Raw genomic sequence first — 20,089 nt, 5'->3', positions numbered from 1 at the left:
ATTCAGCCTATGTTGTTTGATTAAATGTTCTAATTAACGCACACTTAATATTATGCGCCTGCAGGAATAGCCCATTGATTGTTATCAATTTTGGGGTTTATCTCAAAATCAGTATACTCGATAAGCAATTTTTTAAACCCGGTGGTTACTGTTTCCTTAAACGGGATCATGATGCCCTGTATCAAACGCAAATCAGCCAGGGCCGATACCGATGTTCGGCCCGATGTTTTGTTGGCTTCGGCCACAAGCAGATTTTGGCTGTTAATGGCAAAAATATAATCGTTATTGTTTAGCCTGCCCAATACTGAATAAGTGTTATTTTTCAGCTTTTGCATGTTGAGTACCTGCATTTGGTTTAAGGCTGCCTTACGTAAGCCCAACAAGCCCGAGTAAAATGTACTCCTCATTTCTGCTATACGAGTAGCCGGTAAAGGAGCCTTTTTGCCTTGCATCCATCGCCAGCTATTATTTCCGTCCATTTGCTCAACAGAAACCATATTGTCATTATCCCAAAGCTCTATCCGGAGTTTTTGGTTATTCACATCAATATATGATTCCGCTTTTATGCCCATGATGATGGCCGAATAATGCATCGTTTTAATAACATCAAGTGCATGGCCGCCATGGGCAAGATTGGCTTTTAAAAGCAGTGTTTTCGCTTCTTTATGATCTGTCAGCTTTCTTTTTATTGTTTTGCCGGTTTCATTCATAGTATATCCATTGGGCAGGTTACCAGACAGGCCCTGTTTTCGACCCTTTTAGTGAAAAACGTTTTTAAACGCACTATCTGTATATTTAAAAAGGTTATTTGCCTCAAAAATTAAACCAATGTTAAAACTTCGGCAAATCCTTTCTTCAACGGAAAGGACTCAATCACTTAGAAGTTTTTTTATGAGTCTTGCTATTTCAATAACGTTATTTATAAAATACACACAGGTCTTGATTCCTGATTCTTATCTCCTTATTCCAATTCCTTTGTTTCCAAAGCTCCAAAATTTGTATACATTTATTGCTTCATGGAATCTAAAAACAATAAGAAAACCATCAGGGCCTGGGCAATGTTTGACTGGGCCAATTCGGCATATAATCTTGTTATAACCTCAACCATTTTTCCGGCCTATTATGTGGCCATTACCACCACCAGCACCAATGGAGGCAGGGTAATGTTCTTCGGCAAAAGCTTTGTTAATACCGCGCTTTCTGATTATGCATTATCAGCTGCCTACCTGATCATTGTTTTACTGCTCCCGATACTATCGTCCATTGCCGATTACAGGGGTAACAAAAAGATATTCATGCAGTTTTTTACCGCCATTGGTGCCATATCATGCTGTGCTCTTTACTTTTTCAAAGCCGATAGTATAGAACTGGGTATCATTGCATTTGCATTGGCAGCTATTGGCTATAGCGGTGGTTTTGTATTTTACAATTCATACCTGCCCGAAATTGCAACTACCGATATGCAGGATAGCGTGAGCGCCAAAGGTTTTACCTATGGTTATATAGGCAGCGTACTGCTGCAACTCATCTGTTTTGTATTTGTACTGAAACCAGAACTTTTCGGTATAGTTGACAAAACCTTCCCGGCCCGTTTGTCATTTTTGCTGGTAGGCTTGTGGTGGATGGGTTTTGCGCTAATCCCTTTCATTGTGTTACCTAAAGGGAGCCCTAATGCTCAAAAACACGATCATAATATTATTAAAGGCGGATTTATTGAACTAGGAAAAGTTTGGCAGCAGGTTAAAAATATGCCACTGTTAAAAAGATTTTTACCGGCGTTTTTCTTTTACTCCATGGGGGTACAAACCATAATGCTGGTGGCTACCGGTTTTGCAGCAAAGGAATTGCATATGCCCACAGCAGCGCTTATTACCACTATTTTAATCATCCAATTGGTTGCCATTGCGGGTGCCAATATCATGTCGCGCTTATCTGGCAAGTATGGAAATGTGAAGGTGTTGATCATGGTGGTGATTATATGGATACTGGTTTGCGCTGCGGCCTACCTAACTACTACCAGCGCACAGTTTTATGTTGTTGCAGCTGTGGTAGGTTTAGTGATGGGCGGGATACAATCCATGTCGAGGTCAACGTACTCGAAATATTTACCCGAAAACATTCCGGATACAGCATCGTTCTTTAGTTTTTATGATGTAACCGAAAAACTGGCCATAGTGGGCGGGGTATTTAGTTTTGGTTTTTTTGAAGAGTTAACCGGCAGTCCGCGCAATTCGGTACTGGTATTAGCCACTTTTTTCATCGTAGGATTAATATTATTGTTTTCTTTGCTATCAGCCGAAAAAAAGTTTAAGAAAAATATGGATTTTAGCACCGTATAATTTTGTGTAAGAGATGAAGATCGAGTTGTTTGTACCCTGTTTTATCGACCAGTTGTTTCCCGATACTGCTTTTAACACCATAAAGGTACTTGAAAAAGCGGGCTGTAACGTTAGTTTTAACCCTAACCAAACCTGCTGCGGCCAGCCTGCGTTTAACGCCGGTTTTTGGGACGAAGCCAAGGCCGTGGGCAATAAATTTCTGAGTGATTTTTCGGACGATAGCGTGATCGTAACACCATCGGCCTCCTGCACCGGGATGGTTAAAAACTATTATAACGATCTGTTTACCAATACCGCTGTACATAACAAATGCCGCAGCATACAGGGCAATATCTATGAACTGTCTGACTTTCTGATCAATATACTGCAATTTGATTACTTTGGCGCTGAACTGGATGGCAAGGCGGTTTATCACGATAGCTGCGCCGGCCTGCGTGAGTGCAAAATAAAAGATGAGCCGCGCCAGCTGCTTTCCAAAGTATTAGGTTTAGAGTTGCTTGAATTAAAGGATAACGAAACCTGCTGCGGTTTCGGCGGTACGTTTGCTGTTAAGTTTGATGGCATATCGAGCGCCATGGCACAGCAAAAGGTAGATAACGCGCTGGCAGCAGGAGCAGAGTACATCATCTCTACAGATGCCTCCTGTTTGCTGCACCTGCAAGGCTATATCGATAAAAACAGCCTTCCCATCCAAACTATGCACCTGGCCGATGTACTGGCCCTGGGCTGGGGAAATGTGTGATTATGATTTCGGGAATTGGGAGGTGAGATCATTGATTAATTCCTGTCAATATCAAGAATTTCTATTTTATCATTATTGATAAGCTGGGATACCGGAAATTCCTGAATGGTTGAGGTATCGTATCCCTTACTTTTCAATTCATCCATATTGGTTTCCGAGTTACTTTGGTATTTATTCATCGCCACATAAACCAGATTGCCCGAAACGTGGTCGACCTTTAATAGGGTATATATATCACCCTTTAACTTTACTTCAAGGATATCGTCTTTTTTTAATGAATAGATCATTTTATTTACCCTGGTTTTCTTTTGTTTATCGGCAAAAGTAAACCCTGCTATAGCCAAACCAATGATCAGCAAACCTGAGTAAGTCCACAAAGGTATTTTAGTATAGGTTTTAAGATTTTCATAGCCAAGTTTTATAGGATCTGGCATTTGCTTCAGTTTTAGAATTTGCTTGCAGTTCGCACACTGAGAAACGCCTATTTTTCCTGTTGGAACTGTTGGTATCCAAAATATGTGCCCATACTGTTGAAATACATTCATTTGAATACTTCCCGATGTATTACAATTCGGACAATTATCGGTCAAATATTCTGTTTTCTGCAGAGAGGCACGTGTTCCAAAAATAATCATATGCTGTGATTTAAGGTTAGGTTTTTTTTATATAAATATGGGCTTGAAATTAATAAAAACAGGATATAATTATATGCTATAGTGATAAATATTTTCTGTTAACAAGCTTTATTAGGGCTCTCACTGAAAATCCGTATATTTATATTAATTAACAGCCCAGCTCTCCGCATAAGGAAAGCCGGGCTGTTTGGCTAAATGGGGGTCGATCAGAAGAAGTTAAAGTTTAAATATGTATTTGATATACAATTAATTACGACTTTTTAAAGTAATAAAAACTACCTCAAAATGTATTAAAACTGAATATTTCGAGCATATTCTTAAGTATTTTAATGTTTTTCGATGCTTTTTTGCTCTGTTTTTGATTCAAAATTGGATTTTAAAAAGTTCCTGCTTATTGCCGAATGTTAAGTCAGAAACATAAAATCAAAATAAAATTGTAATTTCGCACGAAAGATAAAAGATCACTTTGTAGGTGATTGAAAAAAGTAATTTTATAAAAATTTAAATCATAGTTGTAGATGATTAGTATTACACTCCCTGATGGTTCCGTTCGTCAGTATGACAAAGGGATCACTTCCATGCAGATCGCACAATCGATCTCCGAAGGATTAGCACGAAACGTATTAGCAGCCGAAGTTGATGGTGAGGTTTGGGATGCCAACCGCCCCATTGAAAAGGATTCGCACGTTAAATTATTAACCTGGAACGATGCTTCAGGCAAATCAACATTCTGGCATTCATCGGCTCACTTAATGGCCGAAGCACTGGAAGCGTTGTACCCGGGCACAAAATTCGGCATAGGTCCGGCTATTGAAACCGGCTTTTATTATGATGTTGATTTTGGCGACAAAGTTTTGTCATCTGACGAGTTTAAACAGATAGAAGACAAGATCATTGAACTGGCTAAAACCAAAGAAGAGTTTATCCGCAAACCGGTAACCAAAGCCGACGCGATTGAATATTTTACTGAAAAAGGCGACGAGTACAAACTTGATCTGATCAAGGATTTGCCCGATGGCTCTATCACTTTTTATACACAAGGTAACTTTACCGATCTGTGCCGCGGGCCTCATATCCCCAACACTGGCTTTATAAAGGCCGTTAAGCTGATGAGCCTGGCCGGTGCCTACTGGCGCGGTGATGAAACCCGTAAACAACTCACCCGTATTTACGGTGTTACCTTCCCTAAAGCAAGTGAACTTACTGATTACCTGCACATAATCGAAGAAGCTAAAAAGCGCGATCACCGCAAGTTAGGTAAGGAACTGGAGTTGTTTGCTTTTTCTGAAAAAGTGGGTATGGGTTTGCCGCTGTGGTTACCAAAAGGTACCGCGCTACGTGAGCGATTGACCAGCTTTTTACAAAAAGCGCAGGTTAGGGCAGGTTATGAGCAGGTGATTACTCCGCACATCGGGCATAAAAACCTGTATGTAACATCTGGTCACTATGAAAAATATGGCGCTGATTCGTTTCAACCTATAAAAACCCCGCAGGAGGGAGAGGAGTTTTTCTTAAAACCGATGAACTGCCCGCACCACTGCGAGATATATAAAACTAAACCACGCTCATACAAAGACCTTCCGGTTCGTTTAGCTGAGTTTGGTACCGTTTACCGTTATGAGCAAAGCGGCGAGCTGCATGGCTTAACCCGTGTACGTGGCTTTACTCAGGATGATGCTCACTTATTTTGCCGCCCTGATCAGGTGAAAGAAGAATTCATGAAGGTGATTGACCTGGTATTGTATGTGTTTAAAGCCCTTGGTTTTGAAGATTATACTGCACAAATATCCCTGCGTGACCCTGAGAATAAGGCTAAATACATTGGTACCGACGAAAATTGGGCTTTGGCAGAATCGGCGATCATTGAAGCTGCAGAGGAAAAAGGTTTACGCACTGTAACAGAATTAGGTGAGGCAGCGTTTTATGGCCCTAAGCTTGATTTTATGGTGAAGGATGCTCTTGGTCGTAAATGGCAATTGGGTACCATCCAGGTAGATTATAACTTACCTGAACGTTTTGAACTGGAATACACCGGCAGCGACAATCAAAAGCATCGTCCGGTAATGATTCACAGAGCTCCTTTTGGCTCTATGGAACGGTTTATTGCGGTATTGATAGAGCATTGCGCAGGTAATTTCCCGCTGTGGTTATCGCCAGAACAGTTTGTTATTTTGCCCATATCAGAAAAATATGAGGAATATGCAAAAAAACTTTCTGATATGTTAAAAGATTCCGATATTTGCGGGCTGATTGATTTTAGAGACGAGAAGATAGGGCGGAAGATACGCGATGCTGAAGTCAAAAAAATCCCTTATATGTTGATCGTAGGTGAAAAAGAAGCTGCCGAAGGTATGGTATCGGTAAGGAAACACGGTCAGGGCGATTTAGGGAGCATGAGTATAGAAGATTTTAAAGAACAAATAACTAAAGAAATAAAAGTATAACTTGGCATTAAACAAACCTTTCAATAGAGGACCAAGGCTTCCTTTTAAGAAAAAAGAAGCTGAACACAACATTAACCAATTCATTAGAGCTCAGGAAGTTCGTTTAGTAGGCGATAACGTTGAACAAGGAGTTTACTCTTTAAGAGATGCACTGGCTATTGCCCAGGAGCAGGAATTGGATCTGGTTGAAATATCTCCGAACGCGGTGCCGCCGGTTTGTAAAGTAACGGACTATAACAAGTTTATTTACGAACAGAAGAAAAAGCTAAAAGAGATCAAGAGCAATGCCAAGCAAACGGTTATTAAAGAGATCCGTTTTGGACCCAATACTGATGATCATGACTTTGAGTTTAAATTAAAGCATGCTATTAAGTTTTTGGAAGCCGGCGAAAAGGTGAGGGCCTACGTGCACTTTAAAGGCCGTGCCATTGTGTACAAAGAGCAAGGTGAAATATTACTGCTACGCTTTGCACAAGCACTTGAAGAAGTTGGTAAGGTAGAACAATTACCAAAGCTTGAAGGAAAAAGGATGTTTTTAACCCTGGCTCCAAAAGCAGTTAAAAAGTAATGGGTTTTACGTATAACGTTTTATGTTGTACGTAGTTAAACTGAATAAAGAAAAAACGTTCACGTAAAAGGTATTACGTACAACGTCTAACACAAATAAATATAGTTATGCCAAAAATGAAAACCAATTCCAGTGCTAAAAAGCGCTTTAAGCTTACTGGAACCGGTAAAATCGCAAGAAAAAACGCATACAAAAGCCACATCTTAACCAAGATGTCGACTAAACGTAAACGTGCACTTGGTCACACCAGCTTAGTATCTGATGCCGACATGGGTAACGTTAAACGTATGCTTTGTATCGGAAAGTAATTCACAATTTTTTTAACCAGGTATTAGAGTTTTAAGTTCTGTTGTAAAGGCAGGCACTCACTACCAAAATCAAACAAGATGCCACGTTCAGTTAACGCAGTAGCGTCGAGAAGACGCAGAAAAAGGATCATGAACCTCGCCAAAGGTTATTGGGGTTCAAGAAGCAAGGTTTATACCGTTGCAAAAAACACAGTTGAAAAAGGTTTACAGTACGCATACCGTGACCGTAAAACCAAAAAAAGAGAGTTCAGAGCTTTATGGATACAGCGTATTAACGCAGGTGCCCGTCAGCACGGAATTTCTTACTCACAGTTAATAGGTAAATTAGCTGCAAAAAATATCGGTTTAAACCGTAAAGTATTAGCTGATTTAGCAATGAATCATCCGGATGCTTTCAAAGCCGTGATCGACGCAGTAAAATAATATAAAAGCGCTTTAGCGCTTATTAACGGAAAAGGCCGCAAATTGCGGCCTTTTTTGTTTTATAGATTTTTGTTTATTCGATAATGATAATTCTTTGTTCGTCATACTCTTCGGCATCATTGTCAATATCCATGTATTGTTTAAAGTTTTGTACATCTTTATCTACCATGTTTTTAAATACAGGATTTAATACTTTAGCAATACCCGCGCCAACACCTCCGGCAGGCGGCTGATAACTGATCACCACATCAACAATGGTACCCTTGCCATCTAAAGTATCTTGAAAACGCACTTTTCCTGCATTATTAATCGCAGAATCGGGTAACGAGCTCCACCCAATCATTTCATCGGGTTCGTCCTTAACTATTTCGGCATGCCAACTAACAGTAGCAACATTTGTAGGCAGTTTTAATACCCAGTGCGAATATTTATCGTCAATCACCTCAACGCTTTCCAGGTGCTTCATAAATAGCGGCAAATTGTCAAGCTTTCGCCAAAAGCTATAAACCCTATGCCTGGGCTTATTAACTGTAAATGATGACCGGATATTTACGTTAATAGGATTGGTTGACATTTTTCCGATCTGTTTGTACAGTTCGCAATGGCCGGTAATGCCCCGGTTTAACAGATAACCACCCGCCCCAATTTTAATTACACTGGTTAAGGGGTTTGAAAAAATGTTCTTAAATCCCGAGAAGCTTAATTTTACGCCGCCGATGATAGATGTATAACGCTCAGGCCACTTTAAATTGATACGATCGTCACCGTAAAGCACGGGGTAGTTGTCAGAATATTTTACTATTGTTGTAGTTGCCATAGTATTGTTTAAATAGGTTTAAAATTTAAACAGTACAGATCATGCTAAGTTTTGATTTTATTTATTTTGCTGATAATCAAATTTATATTTAGCTAAATCGGGTAGGTGAGCTTTAGGTCTTTGTACTTCATAATGATATAGAATACGGCCCAAATTTTTCAAAAAGGGCAGGCAAACTGTGGCATATTCATATTTATTATCGTTGTAAATACCATCCTCATTTGATTGCACAACGGCTGTGATCATAAACTCCACCTTGTTCTTGAAATCAACAATATAGGCGTTGTCAATATTGTATCCATAGCTGTCGCCAACTTTATTGAAAATCCTGATATTAGGATCAATAGTTGCCGTGCTATCCCCTCCGTAAAACAAAAACTTGCAATAAGCCGGATAATATTCGGGCTTGCTGTATGTAGGTTTTATATTTTCAGTAGGGAACGTACTCATATAACGATAAATAAAACGATAATTGGCAGGGGTGAGGTTATAACGCTGTTCTTTAGGAAATACCTCTGGAAAAAGCAATCGCTTTAATACTGCTTGCTGATCGACAATGGTATAAACATTCTTCTGAGTAAAATCAAAAGGCTGCATGATCAATTTATCGTTCTTATCCAGGTAACCTTTTCCCTGAGTCATATTATCGAGATGCATTGGGTATTCCATGCTATCGTATTGGGAAGTTTTGTGATAAATTAGTTTATCACCGTTAAAAAAATCAATTGGGTTGGTGTGTTGGGTGCTTTCACCGGCATCATTAACAGCCAGCCGGCCTATAATACGGGTATTATTCAGCTGGTACTTTTTTAATTTCAAATTGATCTCGGCGCGACCAACAAATTCATATAAGCGGTTAAATGCATCATTATCGCTTACCAGCAATATCTTTTTGATGTAATTTTCAATACTCGGTAATCCATTAGCAGATGATGTATCCGTTTTTACTTTAGTTTGGCCGGCAAATGCACTATCTGTTATCATTATGGATCTTGCATTAAGTCCTTTAATGCCTAACTCATTCAGTTTTTCGAGCGCAAATATGGCGGTTGGCAATTTAACTGTGCTCGCCGGATAAAAATAATGGTTAGTATTAAGATGATAACTGTAAGATTTAAAGTGTGGTATATTGTTTTTATCCCTGTTTATCTGCGTATATAATATTTGTATTTCATTTTGGGTAGGATGCTTTAATATGCCTGAAAACAACTCAGGATTACTTTGTAAAAGATCTTTTAGAAATAGGGTATCAGGTTGCTGGGCAGAACAAAACATGCAGGTAAACAGTAGCAATAGTGTAAAGTATAGTTTCATTCCGATAAATATAATGATTTGTTACTTTGTGGATGCGAATACTTATTCTACTTTTGCTATGCTTTAGGTTTCTCAGATAGTTATTATCGGGAATTAAAAGGGAATACGGTGTGAATCCGTAACTGTCCCGCAGCTGTAAGCTCTTTAACCATTATCCATTCTTATTGTCACTGTTTGCCATCGGTTTACGGGAAGACAGGATAACATGGGGAGCGAGTCAGAATACCTGCCAGAGCATTATACATTATTCATAGCTTTCGGGGATTGAAGCTTGAGTATGGAACCTTTCTGGGGCGGTTTCTATTCAAACTTTGTATTCTGTATTTCGGAGGGGATACTTACTACAAATGCAAAAAGGTACTCATTATTTAAAATGCAGTTATCAGCTTTTATTGGCTGTATGGTTTTGCCTTGCAATATACTTTCCGCTTACCATATCGGCTCAAACAGATACCACTAAAAAAATAAGGGAAGTTACAGTGACCGGGGCCAGTATGCCTCAGATACAAACTATTATTCCCTCGCAACAAATATCAGCCAGTGATTTTAGCCGTTACAATGCATTTAACGTGGCCGATGCTATTCGTGATTTTGCAGGCGTGATCTTGAAAGATTACGGTGGAATAGGAGGATTAAAAACTGTTTCGGTACGCGGCCTCAGCGCTAATCATACCGCTGTTTTATATGACGGTTTGCAAATTAACGATGCCGAAAACGGTCAGGTTGACCTGAGTAAACTTAACCTGAACAACGTGCAACAGATCACATTATACAACGGCCAGCCGCCTGTTATATGTATGCCTGCAAGGTCATTTGCATCTGCAAGTATACTTTCTGTAAAAACCGTACAACCCTCTTTATCCACAAGTAAGCCATTTCAGATAACTGCGGGTATTAAAACAGGTTCTTTTGGCTTGGTTAACCCATATTTGCAGTGGCAGCAGCGTATCAACAATAACTGGGCATTTGTTATAAACAGTTATTTGGAAAATGCCGATGGTAGGTACAAGTTTAAAACTGGTGGAGGAGATTCTTCAAGCACCCGAAACAACAGCGACATTAATGCGAAACAGGCAGATGGTGCTTTGTACTGGACAAAAATTGACAGTAATAAATTTAACCTGCATGTTAATTATTATAATTCAGACAGAGGGCTTCCTGGTGCAGTGATTCTTTACAATCCTTCTGTTTCAAGGAGCAGACTTTGGAATCGTGATTTTTTTTCACAGGCTGGTTATGAGCATATCTGGGCTAATAGCTTGCATTTATTATTGAATACTAAAGTATCTGAAACTAATCTGCGTTATCTTGATCCTGATTATTTAAACCAGGAAGGAAAGCTCGATCAGCGCTTTACCCAGCACGAATTTTACGAGTCTGCCGCCTTGGCTTATCATATAATATTAAACTGGGATGTTTCCTATGCTATTGATTTCGCCATCAATAACCTCGATGCCAATTTATCTAACTTTTCGCATCCCAAAAGGTTAACCTTTTTAAATGTGCTGGCTTCAAACTTAAGCATAGGAAAGCTTCGCTTGCAGGGTAGTTTATTGAATACTCACATCACCGAAACTGTTAAAGCAGGCACACCTGCACCTCAAAGAAATATTTATTCACCTACCTTAATGGCTACTGTTCAGCCGTTTGAAAACCCCAATTTTCAGTTGAGGGCTTTTTATAAATCCATATTCCGTAACCCAACGTTTGATGATCTGTATTACGGTGGCATTGGTAACCCCAATTTAACACCGGAATTTACCAAACAGTTTGATTTGGGTACAACCTACAGTAAAGCGTTAAATGGCTTTATAAATTATATAGCATTTACTGCCGATGCCTACTATAACCATGTAGATAATAAAATAGTATTTATTCCGAAAGATGCCTACAACGGCTCTATACAAAACTTTGGCAAGGCAGATATAAAAGGTGTTGACGCCAGTTTAAAAACTCGGGCAAAGCTTACTACAGATTGGAAAGCATCCGTATCGGTTAATTATTCATATCAACAAGCACTCAATGTTACCGACCCGGCATCCTCTATTTATCTTAATCAGTTACCTTATACTCCTAAAAACACGGTTTCACTAAATGCGGGCATTGATCATGATCATTTGGGGGTATATTATAACCAGGTAATTTCATCATCAAGATATTACACTAATGACAATCTTCCATATGATTATATCTCAGGCTATTCAACCAGCGACGCTTCTGTTGTTTATCGTTTTTTGGTAAAAGGAAAGCCGCTTATTGCATCTTTTGAGGCTAATAACCTTTTTGACAAAAGCTATTTTGTAGTACAAAGCTACCCAATGCCGGGTCGTTCATTCCGGTTCTCATTTCAAATAACTATTTAATTATTGATAATTATGAAACAAATCAAACTCAAATCTCTATTAAGCGCCATGGCAGTAATGCTTATACTGGCCTCTTGCCATAAGGACAAGATCAATCCACATACAGATACACCAACTGCCGAGCGGGCTGGTTTATATGTTTTAAATCAAGGTGGGTTTATGTCAAACAACAGCACACTTACCTATTATGATTACGCCACCAAGCAACTTACGCCCGATATTTACAGCAAAGTAAATGGTAGCCCTTTAGGCGATACAGGCAACGATATCCAGATTTACGGTTCAAAAATGTATATCGTGGTTAACTACTCGAGTGTAGTTGATATTGTTAATGCCAAAACGGGAAAACTGATTAAGCAAGACAGCCTGGTGAACCCTTCATTAAAAGGATTTGCCCATGCTCGTCAGCCAAGAAGCGTGGCTTTTTACAAAAACAACGTGTTTATTACTAATTACGATGGTACAGTGGCGGTAATGGATACTACAACATTAGCTATCAGCAAATACATAACCGTAGGTCGGAACCCTGAACAACTTGTTGTGAGTAATGATAAACTTTATGTGGCAAACAGCGGAGGGTTAGATGTAGGTACCGGAAACCCCGACAACACGGTATCTGTAATAGATTTAAACTCTTTAACCGAGATCAAAAAGATAAAAGTATTATCAAATCCGGTGAGCATTGCTGCTGATTCTTACGGCCATGTTTATGTACTTTCATTGGGTATCACTACCTATAGCGGAAATACAGCTACAGTTGTTGTGCCTCCCGGTATGTCAATCATTGATAACAAAACCGATGTTTCTATATCTCAAACAAACCTGAACTTGGGCTATAATATCCCTATTGTTGTACAGGGCGATTTTGTTTATTATGTTACCGGTGATAATAAAATTGCTGTATACAATGCCAAAACACAAACACCAGCCCAGGCTAATTTCATTACAGATGGTACGCAGATCACAAGTCCGTACACTATTGCAGCCGATCCTGCAACCGGCGAAATATTTGTTACCGATGCTAAAGATTATGCTTCAAACGGTATGTTGTATGCCTTTGATAAAACAGGTAAAAAAGAATATTCAATAACTACTGGTATAAGTCCGGGTAAAATAGCTTTTGTTAACAAGTAATCGTTGTATATTTATATAGAATATAGGTATTTTTACCCTACAAAAATTTGGTCATGACAGCAAAGGATAACCCAACAAGAAACATAGTGCTTATTTTAATGATCGTACTTGCTGCCGCGTTCAGGTTGCTGGCTTTCAAGTATAAAGATTTAAGTAATTTTAACCCGGTAGGAGCTATCGCGTTATTTGGTGGAGCATACTTCATTAATAAATGGAAAGGCTACCTAACCGTATTGCTAACCTTATTCACAACAGATATCATTATCAATTATCTGTATACTTCAAAACTGAGCCTATGGTACAGCGGTGCCGAAATTACTTACTTAAGCTTTGCTTTAATGGTACTTACAGGTAGTTTAATCCTGAAGAAAGTAAATGTACTTAACGTGATTTTAGCCTCATTGGCGGCAGTATTGATTCATTGGTTATTAACAGACCTGCCTTGGCTATACGGCACGCTTTACCCGCATACATTGGCCGGATATGGAACTTCATTAGTTAAGGCCATTCCGTTTGAGTACAATATGATATACGGTAACCTGGTGTTTGGTTTATTACTATTTGGATGTTTTGAATTAGCCAAAACCCGGTACAATTTTTTACGAACCAAAAAACAACTGGCACTTTAAGTTCACTTAATTAAATTGAAAAGCGATTTGCCAGTGGGCAGGTCGCTTTTTTTATGGATATACTTTTATTCAATAACATGGAAAAATTGGTAATACTAACCGGAGCAGGAATTAGTGCTGAAAGTGGTTTAAAGACCTTTAGAGACAGCGACGGGCTATGGGAGGGGTACAATATAGAAGATGTAGCCACACCTGAAGCATGGCAGCGTAATCCATCCCTGGTTCAGGACTTTTATAACCAACGCCGTAAATCAGTGTTGGAAGCAAAACCCAATGCTGCTCATTATGCGCTGGCTCAGTTAGAGGAAAAATACGAAGTAACTATTATTACCCAGAATATCGATGACCTGCATGAAAGGGCGGGATCAAGCAACGTTATTCATTTGCATGGTATAATTACGCGCTCGCAATCAAGTATTAATCCAGAGTTTACTTATCCAATTAACGGCTGGTATTTGGGCATGGACGAAGTTTGTGAATTGGGCTCCCCTTTGAGAGCTCATGTGGTTTGGTTTGGCGAAGCCGTACCCATGATTGAAACAGCAGCCCGAATTTGCTCGCACGCCGAAATGTTTATGCTGGTAGGTAGCTCATTGGCCGTATACCCTGCCGCCGGGTTGATAAATTATGTTGGCCCCCAGGTACCTAAATATATTATAGACCCTAAAATACCGGAGGTTCACGTGAGAGGTCCGGTAGTTAAAATACAGGAAAAGGCCACTACCGGGGTAGTTGCGTTGGTAAATGAGTTATTGAAAAAATAAGCAGATTAATTAGTTTTTTGAGTAAATATCTCATTTATTTGGCGATTTATTTGGCAGAATATAATTCTGTTAAATAAATTAAGTTTTTAATTTGCAGCTATTTAATATTTTAATTTAAAGTTTTACTTCTCATTGAAATAGTTATTAATGAATATCGAAGGAGAAGTTAATGTATTTTGCCAAATAAAATTTTGTTTAACAAGGTTTAATTCCATAACTATCTGTAAGTTAATTATTTAAAAGCGTAATTCATTAGTAATTGTACCTGAAATATGCATCTTTATAATCAGCACGCATTTCCGTAAATCTGGCACCAACCTTTTTCAAAAATTCATCGTCAAGTAATTCAAAAACACTGTTTACTCCATCGGTTAAATCCATTTCGGGTATCTTATAACTCTGCTCCAAAGAACCCTGTTCTATTTTTACAATGAACTTTTGGTTCATATTCAGTATGGATATTTTAAAATCAGGGTGTGGTAGTTCGGCAATAATTCTCATATTTTATTTTTTTAACAGATCATTTAAAGGGTCTTTTCCATGAAGTGATCCAAAGCTTTCCAATGGAATAAATCGGGCAAAAAGTTCTTCACTATACCAGCCTTCGCTGCGGGTTAGTTTTATAACTTCGGCATGCTGGCGGCTCTTGTATGCAAATGCTTTTACATCGTCTAAGCTTTGCCAGATTGAAAACGTGGCCTGGCGGTAAACAGGAGCCTCGCCTATACCAAATGAAGTAATATATCCAGTAGCAGTGGTCATTAAATTGGCAACCTCATCAACATGCGACCAGAAGCTTTTCAATTTACTCATCTTGATCGTAGCGCGTGTAAGTACAGCTATCGGTCCGGTATAATCCTGGGGTGTTGGGTTTTCAAACGGTTCTTTGCCATCCCATTTGCCATGGCTTTGTAGTGGCTTGCATAATACCGTCCAGCCTTCCTGGCCCAATATTTTCCACCAGCCAGAAATGAAAGAATGGTGATAAAACCGGTCAAAATCCTCTCTGCTATCCCAACAGGCCAACAGTCCCCATTGTCGCCAATCGGGTTGCAGATCAAATGTGCCGTTATGCCCGGAGCCCAGTAACTTATAAAAGCTGCAGCCCTTTTGCATTAACATAGGCAACCGATGTATGGCCATAGCCAATAAGGCAAAGGGTACAAATAACTTGCGGTAACGTATTATGGTTAGACTAACGATCATCTGCCTGCTAAGTAAAAGATTAATTATAAAACACTGGCCAAAAAACTTCTTAAACTTTTATTTTAACAAACAACAGACAGAAAAAGGCAAATAATAATGTCAAAATCACTCGAAAAAACTCGTAAATCTTCGCTTTTTATCAGTTTTAATACGTTTCAGAGCGGTATTTCAAGCTTTAAAAAGTTTTAATTAATTGATTTTCAGTTAACTGATAAAGAACTTAGTGTATTTAGCTTTCCCGGCTCTTTAGCAAAACAGCCCGGCTTTCTCTATATTAAGAAATCCGGGCTGCTATACTTGCAAATATACGAAATATGATACTAACCTTATTAATCTTCGGCTGCACATGATTATTTTTGTGCTATGGCAGAGGATTTAAACATAACCACATCAACCGATAAAACAGAGAAGTATACTGTATTGATCCCACAAATAGAGGCTTTGCTGTACGGCGAACCAGATTTAATTGCTAACATGGCTAATGTTGCTGCTGCGCTCAAAGAGCAGTTTAAATGGTTTTGGGTTGGCTTTTATTTAGTGAAGAACAATGAATTGGTTTTGGGGCCTTTCCAAGGGCCTGTGGCCTGTACGCGCATAGCTTTGGGTAAAGGTGTTTGCGGTACTGCCTGGCAGCAGGCTAAAACGTTAGTAGTGCCCGATGTTGACGCATTCCCCGGTCACATTGCGTGTAGTTCGCTTTCCCGTTCGGAGATCGTGGTTCCTGTATTTCATAATAATGAGGTAGTGGCCGTTCTGGACGTAGATAGTGAATTGCTTGATCAGTTTGATGAAACAGATGCTCAATACCTGGAGCAGATTGTTAAGCTGTTGAATTTTTAATGGGTAACGTATATCTGATAGCTGGCCTTGGTGCCGATACTCGTGTATACAACAATATCGAACTATATGATCATGACGTAACACCCGTTGATTGGATTGAACCAGATAAATCTGATACTTTAGTTACATATGCTCAAAAGCTTATAAATCAATATAATATACGACCTAATTCTATTATTATAGGCAACTCATTAGGCGGTATCCTGACGGTAGAAATAGCAAAGCTTATCCCTGTAAAAAAAGCCATTATTATATCAAGTATCAAGGTAAATGCTGAAACTCCGGGGTATTTTAACCTGTTCAGGACACTGCCTGTTTATAAGATCATCCCAGGAAAATTATTTACCTCACTTGGTTTTATGATTAAGCCCCTGTTTGGTCATATGAGCGCCGAAGATGCATGGCTGTTTAACGATATGCTTAAAAATAGTTCACCCAATTTTGTTAAGTGGGCGATGGGAGCCATACTTCAATGGCGAAATAATATTATACCTCCAAGCCTTTATCACATAACGGGCGATAAGGATTTGATATTCCCTGTCAGCAAGATCAGCAATGCCACTATTGTTGAAGGAGGTACTCATATCATGATATTTGATCAGGCCAAAAAAATCAATAAACTATTAAAACCGCTCCTGAAAAAATGAAATTATCAGAACAATATTACCTCGGTAATGATGTATTAGCCATCAGTAAAAACCTGCTTGGTAAATATCTTTTTACTTATATAGATGGTGTAATAACGGGAGGATATATTGTTGAAACAGAAGCATATAATGGCATTGTAGACCGAGCCTCACATGCCTATGGTAACCGGCAAACCCCACGCACAAAAACCATGTTTATGCAGGGAGGTATTGCTTATGTTTACCTATGTTATGGCATACATGAAATGTTCAACATTGTAACTTCTGTAGAAGGGAACCCGCAAGCTATCCTAATCAGGGCTGTTCACCCTACTGATGGGATAGAAGCCATGCAGGTTAGGCGCAATATGCCTTTGATTAAACCTACAATCACTGCAGGCCCTGGGTCTGTTGCCAAAGCATTGGGTATTTCCAGAAATATCAATGCCACCAGCTTACAAAGTGATACTATTTGGATAGAAGAACGCGGACTAAATTTTAGCGATGAACAAATAACCGCAGGCCCCCGAATAGGAGTAGCTTATGCAAAAGAGGATGCGCTTTTGCCATATCGTTTTTACGTGAAAGGCGATATTTATGTGAGCAAACCCAATAAGTAAGCCTCGCCTAAATTTATTAATATTGTGGCAATGAATTATCAAAGCAGTTTATCATTTGCCATTGAACAGGATAGGAATGACCCTTTAAAGGATTTCCGGAAACGTTTTTTAATACCTCAACACAAAGGCGAGGAAGTTATATATTTATGCGGAAACTCTTTAGGCCTGCAGCCCGTATCGGCACAACAGCATATTGCCGACCAACTCAATAACTGGGAAAGCCTGGCGGTTGAGGGCTGGTTTCAGGGCAACGATCCATGGTTAAACTATCATAAACAGCTTTCGGCATCTGTTTCAAAAATAGTTGGTGCCCTTGAAAATGAAGTTACCGTAATGAACTCACTTACGGTAAATCTTCATTTATTAATGGTAAGTTTCTATAAACCAAACAGTAAACGATTTAAGATAATCATGGAAGGTGGAGCCTTTCCATCAGATCAGTACGCCATGGAAAGCCAGGTACGCTTTCATGGCTTTGATCCCAAAGAGGCTATTGTAGAGATATTTCCGAGAGAAGGAGAACTTACTTTACGCACGGAAGATATTATCCTAAAAATAAATGAACATGCTAATGAGCTGGCTTTAGTGATGTTTGCCGGCATCAATTACTATACAGGCCAGTTCTTTGATCTGGAACCCATTACCCTGGCAGGCCACGAAGCAGGTGCTTACGTAGGTTTTGATCTGGCGCATACCGCAGGGAACGTTCCTCTGAAATTACATGACTGGGGTGCTGATTTTGCTTGCTGGTGTTCCTACAAGTATATGAACTCGGGGCCAGGCGGTATTAGCGGCATTTTTGTACATGAAAAACATTTTGAAAATAAAGAGTTAGATCGTTTTGCCGGCTGGTGGGGCTATCGTGAGGATAAGCGCTTTTTAATGGCTCCTGGCTTTGATGCCGCTCAAGGCGCAGATGGCTGGCAGGTGAGCACCAGCCCTATATTGCTTATGGCTTTATTTAAAGCCTCTATGGCTATTTTTGATAAAGCGGGTGGTATTGATGCCCTGAGAGCAAAAAGCATTGCATTAACGGGATATATGGAGTTTTTAATTAATGACATCAACCAGCAGCAAGGGGAAGAGTTATTTAAAATTATAACACCGGCCAATCCGCAGGAGCGGGGCTGCCAGTTATCTGTAGTTTGTAAAAAGAACGCGAAGGCTATTTTTAAATACCTCGCTGATAATGGAGTTATCGGCGACTGGCGCGAACCTGACGTGATCAGGCTGAGCCCGGTTCCGCTGTACAATACTTTTACTGATGTTTACAAGGCAGTGCAATATTTGGCAACAGCGGTATAGCTTTGAGATGCCTGTCATTGCGAGCGATAGCGTGACAATCGCATACTATACAGAGTGGGCTTGCATGTTCACGATTGCTTCGTCGTTCCTCTCCTCGCAATAACAAAAATGAGATTTTTTGACTTTTGAATTTTAACTTTTGACTTTATCATATGGTTTATTACAATCCCAAGGAGTGGTTTTCGTTTATTTTCAGGCTTAATAAGGCCGATACCCTGCGCGAACTTTTCCCGCTGATCATAGCGGTCGGCGCGTATGCGGGCATTGTTACTTATCTGCTGATCGATTATTGGCAACTGCCCGACACCAGTATCCTGAAAAAAGTAAGCTATATCCACCAAACTATTGGCTTCGTGTTTTCCTTGTTACTGGCGTTTCGCATCAATTCAGCATATGACCGCTGGTGGGAAGGGCGCAAGATCTGGGGCAGCCTTACCAACAACAGCCGTAACCTGGCCATGAAACTCAAACACCTGGTTAATGAAACTGACGCCGCGTTTTTTAACTATACTATACCACTTTACGCCCGTTCGCTCAAAAATCATTTACGTGATGTTTATGTACCAGAACAGTCGGCTTTTATTACTATTGACCCGGATAAACATGTTCCTAATCAGGTAGCATCAGCTATTATAAAAAACGTTTATAAGCTTAATAAAGATGGCGTGATAAACCCGGAGCAGCTATTTAGTATAACTGCTGAAATAACTTCATTTACAGATATTTGTGGTGGCTGTGAACGTATTAAGAAAACTCCGATTCCTTTCTCCTATAATGTATTTATCAAGAAGTTTATCTTCACTTATATCATGACCTTGCCGTTCACCTGGTCGTTTGATCTGAAGTATTTTATCATTCCAATTATAGGTTTTGTGCTGTTTGTATTTGCCAGTATAGAGTTATTGGCCGAGGAAATTGAAGACCCATTTGGTTACGATGCCAATGACCTTCCGCTTGATAACATTTGCGAAAATATTCAGAAACATGTAGGGGAGATATTTGCTTAATTGGT

The 20,089-nt window shown here is 39.5% G+C and carries 21 protein-coding genes and 1 riboswitch; of the genes, 15 read left to right on the top strand and 6 right to left on the bottom strand.

From position 1 onward, the window contains the following. Window positions 1-50: 50 nt before the first annotated feature. Complete coding sequence (locus QWZ01_RS06820) at window positions 51-710, bottom strand: hypothetical protein (RefSeq protein WP_290322548.1); 660 nt, start codon at window positions 708-710, stop codon at window positions 51-53. A gap of 306 nt (window positions 711-1,016) precedes the next feature. Between QWZ01_RS06820 and QWZ01_RS06815 the strand changes: the two genes are divergently transcribed. Further along, window positions 1,017-2,339 carry an MFS transporter gene (locus QWZ01_RS06815; RefSeq protein ID WP_290322547.1) on the top strand — a complete coding sequence of 441 codons (1,323 nt, stop codon included), beginning with the start codon at window positions 1,017-1,019 and terminating at the stop codon, window positions 2,337-2,339. Window positions 2,340-2,352: 13 nt separating this feature from the next. Further along, window positions 2,353-3,081, top strand: a complete 729-nt coding sequence (locus tag QWZ01_RS06810) for a (Fe-S)-binding protein (protein WP_290322546.1) — start codon at window positions 2,353-2,355, stop codon at window positions 3,079-3,081. Between the two features lie 35 nt (window positions 3,082-3,116). Here QWZ01_RS06810 and QWZ01_RS06805 read toward each other — a convergent pair whose 3' ends face one another. Further along, complete coding sequence (locus QWZ01_RS06805; protein ID WP_290322545.1) at window positions 3,117-3,515, bottom strand: hypothetical protein; 399 nt, start codon at window positions 3,513-3,515, stop codon at window positions 3,117-3,119. A gap of 719 nt (window positions 3,516-4,234) precedes the next feature. Here QWZ01_RS06805 and thrS point away from each other — a divergent pair. The 4 genes from thrS to rplT all read left to right on the top strand — a co-directional run bounded on the left by thrS (window position 4,235) and on the right by rplT (window position 7,459). Beyond that, complete coding sequence (gene thrS, locus QWZ01_RS06800) at window positions 4,235-6,160, top strand: threonine--tRNA ligase (protein WP_290322544.1); 1,926 nt, start codon at window positions 4,235-4,237, stop codon at window positions 6,158-6,160. Between the two features lies 1 nt (window position 6,161). Continuing rightward, window positions 6,162-6,728, top strand: coding sequence for a translation initiation factor IF-3 (infC, locus tag QWZ01_RS06795; protein ID WP_290322543.1), 567 nt, complete (start codon window positions 6,162-6,164; stop codon window positions 6,726-6,728). A gap of 107 nt (window positions 6,729-6,835) precedes the next feature. After that, window positions 6,836-7,036 carry a 50S ribosomal protein L35 gene (gene rpmI, locus QWZ01_RS06790; protein ID WP_022829872.1) on the top strand — a complete coding sequence of 67 codons (201 nt, stop codon included), beginning with the start codon at window positions 6,836-6,838 and terminating at the stop codon, window positions 7,034-7,036. A 78-nt stretch (window positions 7,037-7,114) separates the two neighbouring features. Next, window positions 7,115-7,459, top strand: coding sequence for a 50S ribosomal protein L20 (gene rplT / locus QWZ01_RS06785; protein ID WP_290322542.1), 345 nt, complete (start codon window positions 7,115-7,117; stop codon window positions 7,457-7,459). A gap of 73 nt (window positions 7,460-7,532) precedes the next feature. Here the strand turns inward: rplT and QWZ01_RS06780 are convergent, their stop codons facing one another. Continuing rightward, entirely contained in the window at window positions 7,533-8,276 is a 744-nt protein-coding gene (locus tag QWZ01_RS06780; RefSeq protein ID WP_290322541.1) for an SRPBCC family protein, read from the bottom strand. Window positions 8,277-8,333: 57 nt separating this feature from the next. Beyond that, the gene (locus tag QWZ01_RS06775; RefSeq protein WP_290322540.1) at window positions 8,334-9,590 is read right to left on the bottom strand and encodes a serine hydrolase; all 1,257 of its coding nucleotides are present in this window, start codon (window positions 9,588-9,590) and stop codon (window positions 8,334-8,336) included. Between the two features lie 48 nt (window positions 9,591-9,638). Beyond that, window positions 9,639-9,838: riboswitch (cobalamin riboswitch) on the top strand. Between the two features lie 99 nt (window positions 9,839-9,937). Between QWZ01_RS06775 and QWZ01_RS06770 the strand changes: the two genes are divergently transcribed. The 4 genes from QWZ01_RS06770 (at window position 9,938) to QWZ01_RS06755 (ending at window position 14,480) form a co-directional block, all read left to right on the top strand. Next, entirely contained in the window at window positions 9,938-11,953 is a 2,016-nt protein-coding gene (locus QWZ01_RS06770; protein ID WP_290322539.1) for a TonB-dependent receptor plug domain-containing protein, read from the top strand. A gap of 12 nt (window positions 11,954-11,965) precedes the next feature. Then, the gene (locus tag QWZ01_RS06765; protein WP_290322538.1) at window positions 11,966-13,087 is read left to right on the top strand and encodes a DUF5074 domain-containing protein; all 1,122 of its coding nucleotides are present in this window, start codon (window positions 11,966-11,968) and stop codon (window positions 13,085-13,087) included. Window positions 13,088-13,140: 53 nt separating this feature from the next. Continuing rightward, entirely contained in the window at window positions 13,141-13,716 is a 576-nt protein-coding gene (locus QWZ01_RS06760; protein ID WP_290322537.1) for a DUF6580 family putative transport protein, read from the top strand. Window positions 13,717-13,793: 77 nt separating this feature from the next. After that, window positions 13,794-14,480, top strand: coding sequence for an SIR2 family NAD-dependent protein deacylase (locus QWZ01_RS06755; RefSeq protein WP_290322536.1), 687 nt, complete (start codon window positions 13,794-13,796; stop codon window positions 14,478-14,480). Between the two features lie 252 nt (window positions 14,481-14,732). On the opposite strand, the gene QWZ01_RS06750 is transcribed toward QWZ01_RS06755, so the two are convergent. Continuing rightward, window positions 14,733-14,981 (bottom strand): hypothetical protein, encoded by a 249-nt coding sequence (locus tag QWZ01_RS06750; RefSeq protein ID WP_290322535.1) that lies wholly within the window; start codon window positions 14,979-14,981, stop codon window positions 14,733-14,735. 3 nt (window positions 14,982-14,984) lie between these two features. Beyond that, window positions 14,985-15,686, bottom strand: a complete 702-nt coding sequence (locus tag QWZ01_RS06745; RefSeq protein WP_290322534.1) for a DUF3291 domain-containing protein — start codon at window positions 15,684-15,686, stop codon at window positions 14,985-14,987. A gap of 363 nt (window positions 15,687-16,049) precedes the next feature. On the opposite strand from QWZ01_RS06745, the gene QWZ01_RS06740 reads away from it, so the two are divergent. From QWZ01_RS06740 to QWZ01_RS06720, 5 genes are all read left to right on the top strand, one after another. Continuing rightward, window positions 16,050-16,526: a GAF domain-containing protein gene (locus QWZ01_RS06740; protein ID WP_290322533.1), complete on the top strand. Its 477-nt coding sequence runs from the start codon at window positions 16,050-16,052 to the stop codon at window positions 16,524-16,526. Next, window positions 16,526-17,173 carry an alpha/beta hydrolase gene (locus QWZ01_RS06735; RefSeq protein ID WP_290322532.1) on the top strand — a complete coding sequence of 216 codons (648 nt, stop codon included), beginning with the start codon at window positions 16,526-16,528 and terminating at the stop codon, window positions 17,171-17,173. Before QWZ01_RS06740 ends, QWZ01_RS06735 begins: the two co-directional genes overlap by 1 nt. Continuing rightward, window positions 17,170-17,772, top strand: coding sequence for a DNA-3-methyladenine glycosylase (locus QWZ01_RS06730; RefSeq protein WP_290322531.1), 603 nt, complete (start codon window positions 17,170-17,172; stop codon window positions 17,770-17,772). Before QWZ01_RS06735 ends, QWZ01_RS06730 begins: the two co-directional genes overlap by 4 nt. A gap of 30 nt (window positions 17,773-17,802) precedes the next feature. Continuing rightward, window positions 17,803-19,077, top strand: a complete 1,275-nt coding sequence (gene kynU / locus QWZ01_RS06725) for a kynureninase (RefSeq protein ID WP_290322530.1) — start codon at window positions 17,803-17,805, stop codon at window positions 19,075-19,077. 152 nt (window positions 19,078-19,229) lie between these two features. Beyond that, window positions 19,230-20,084, top strand: a complete 855-nt coding sequence (locus QWZ01_RS06720; protein ID WP_290322529.1) for a bestrophin family protein — start codon at window positions 19,230-19,232, stop codon at window positions 20,082-20,084. The last annotated feature ends 5 nt before the right edge of the window (window positions 20,085-20,089 follow it).

The organism is Mucilaginibacter aquaedulcis, from assembly GCF_030409325.1.
Lineage (GTDB): Bacteria > Bacteroidota > Bacteroidia > Sphingobacteriales > Sphingobacteriaceae > Mucilaginibacter > Mucilaginibacter aquaedulcis.
The sequence above is the reverse complement of the archived record's forward strand: the minus strand, read 5'-3'. Positions and strand labels throughout refer to the sequence as shown.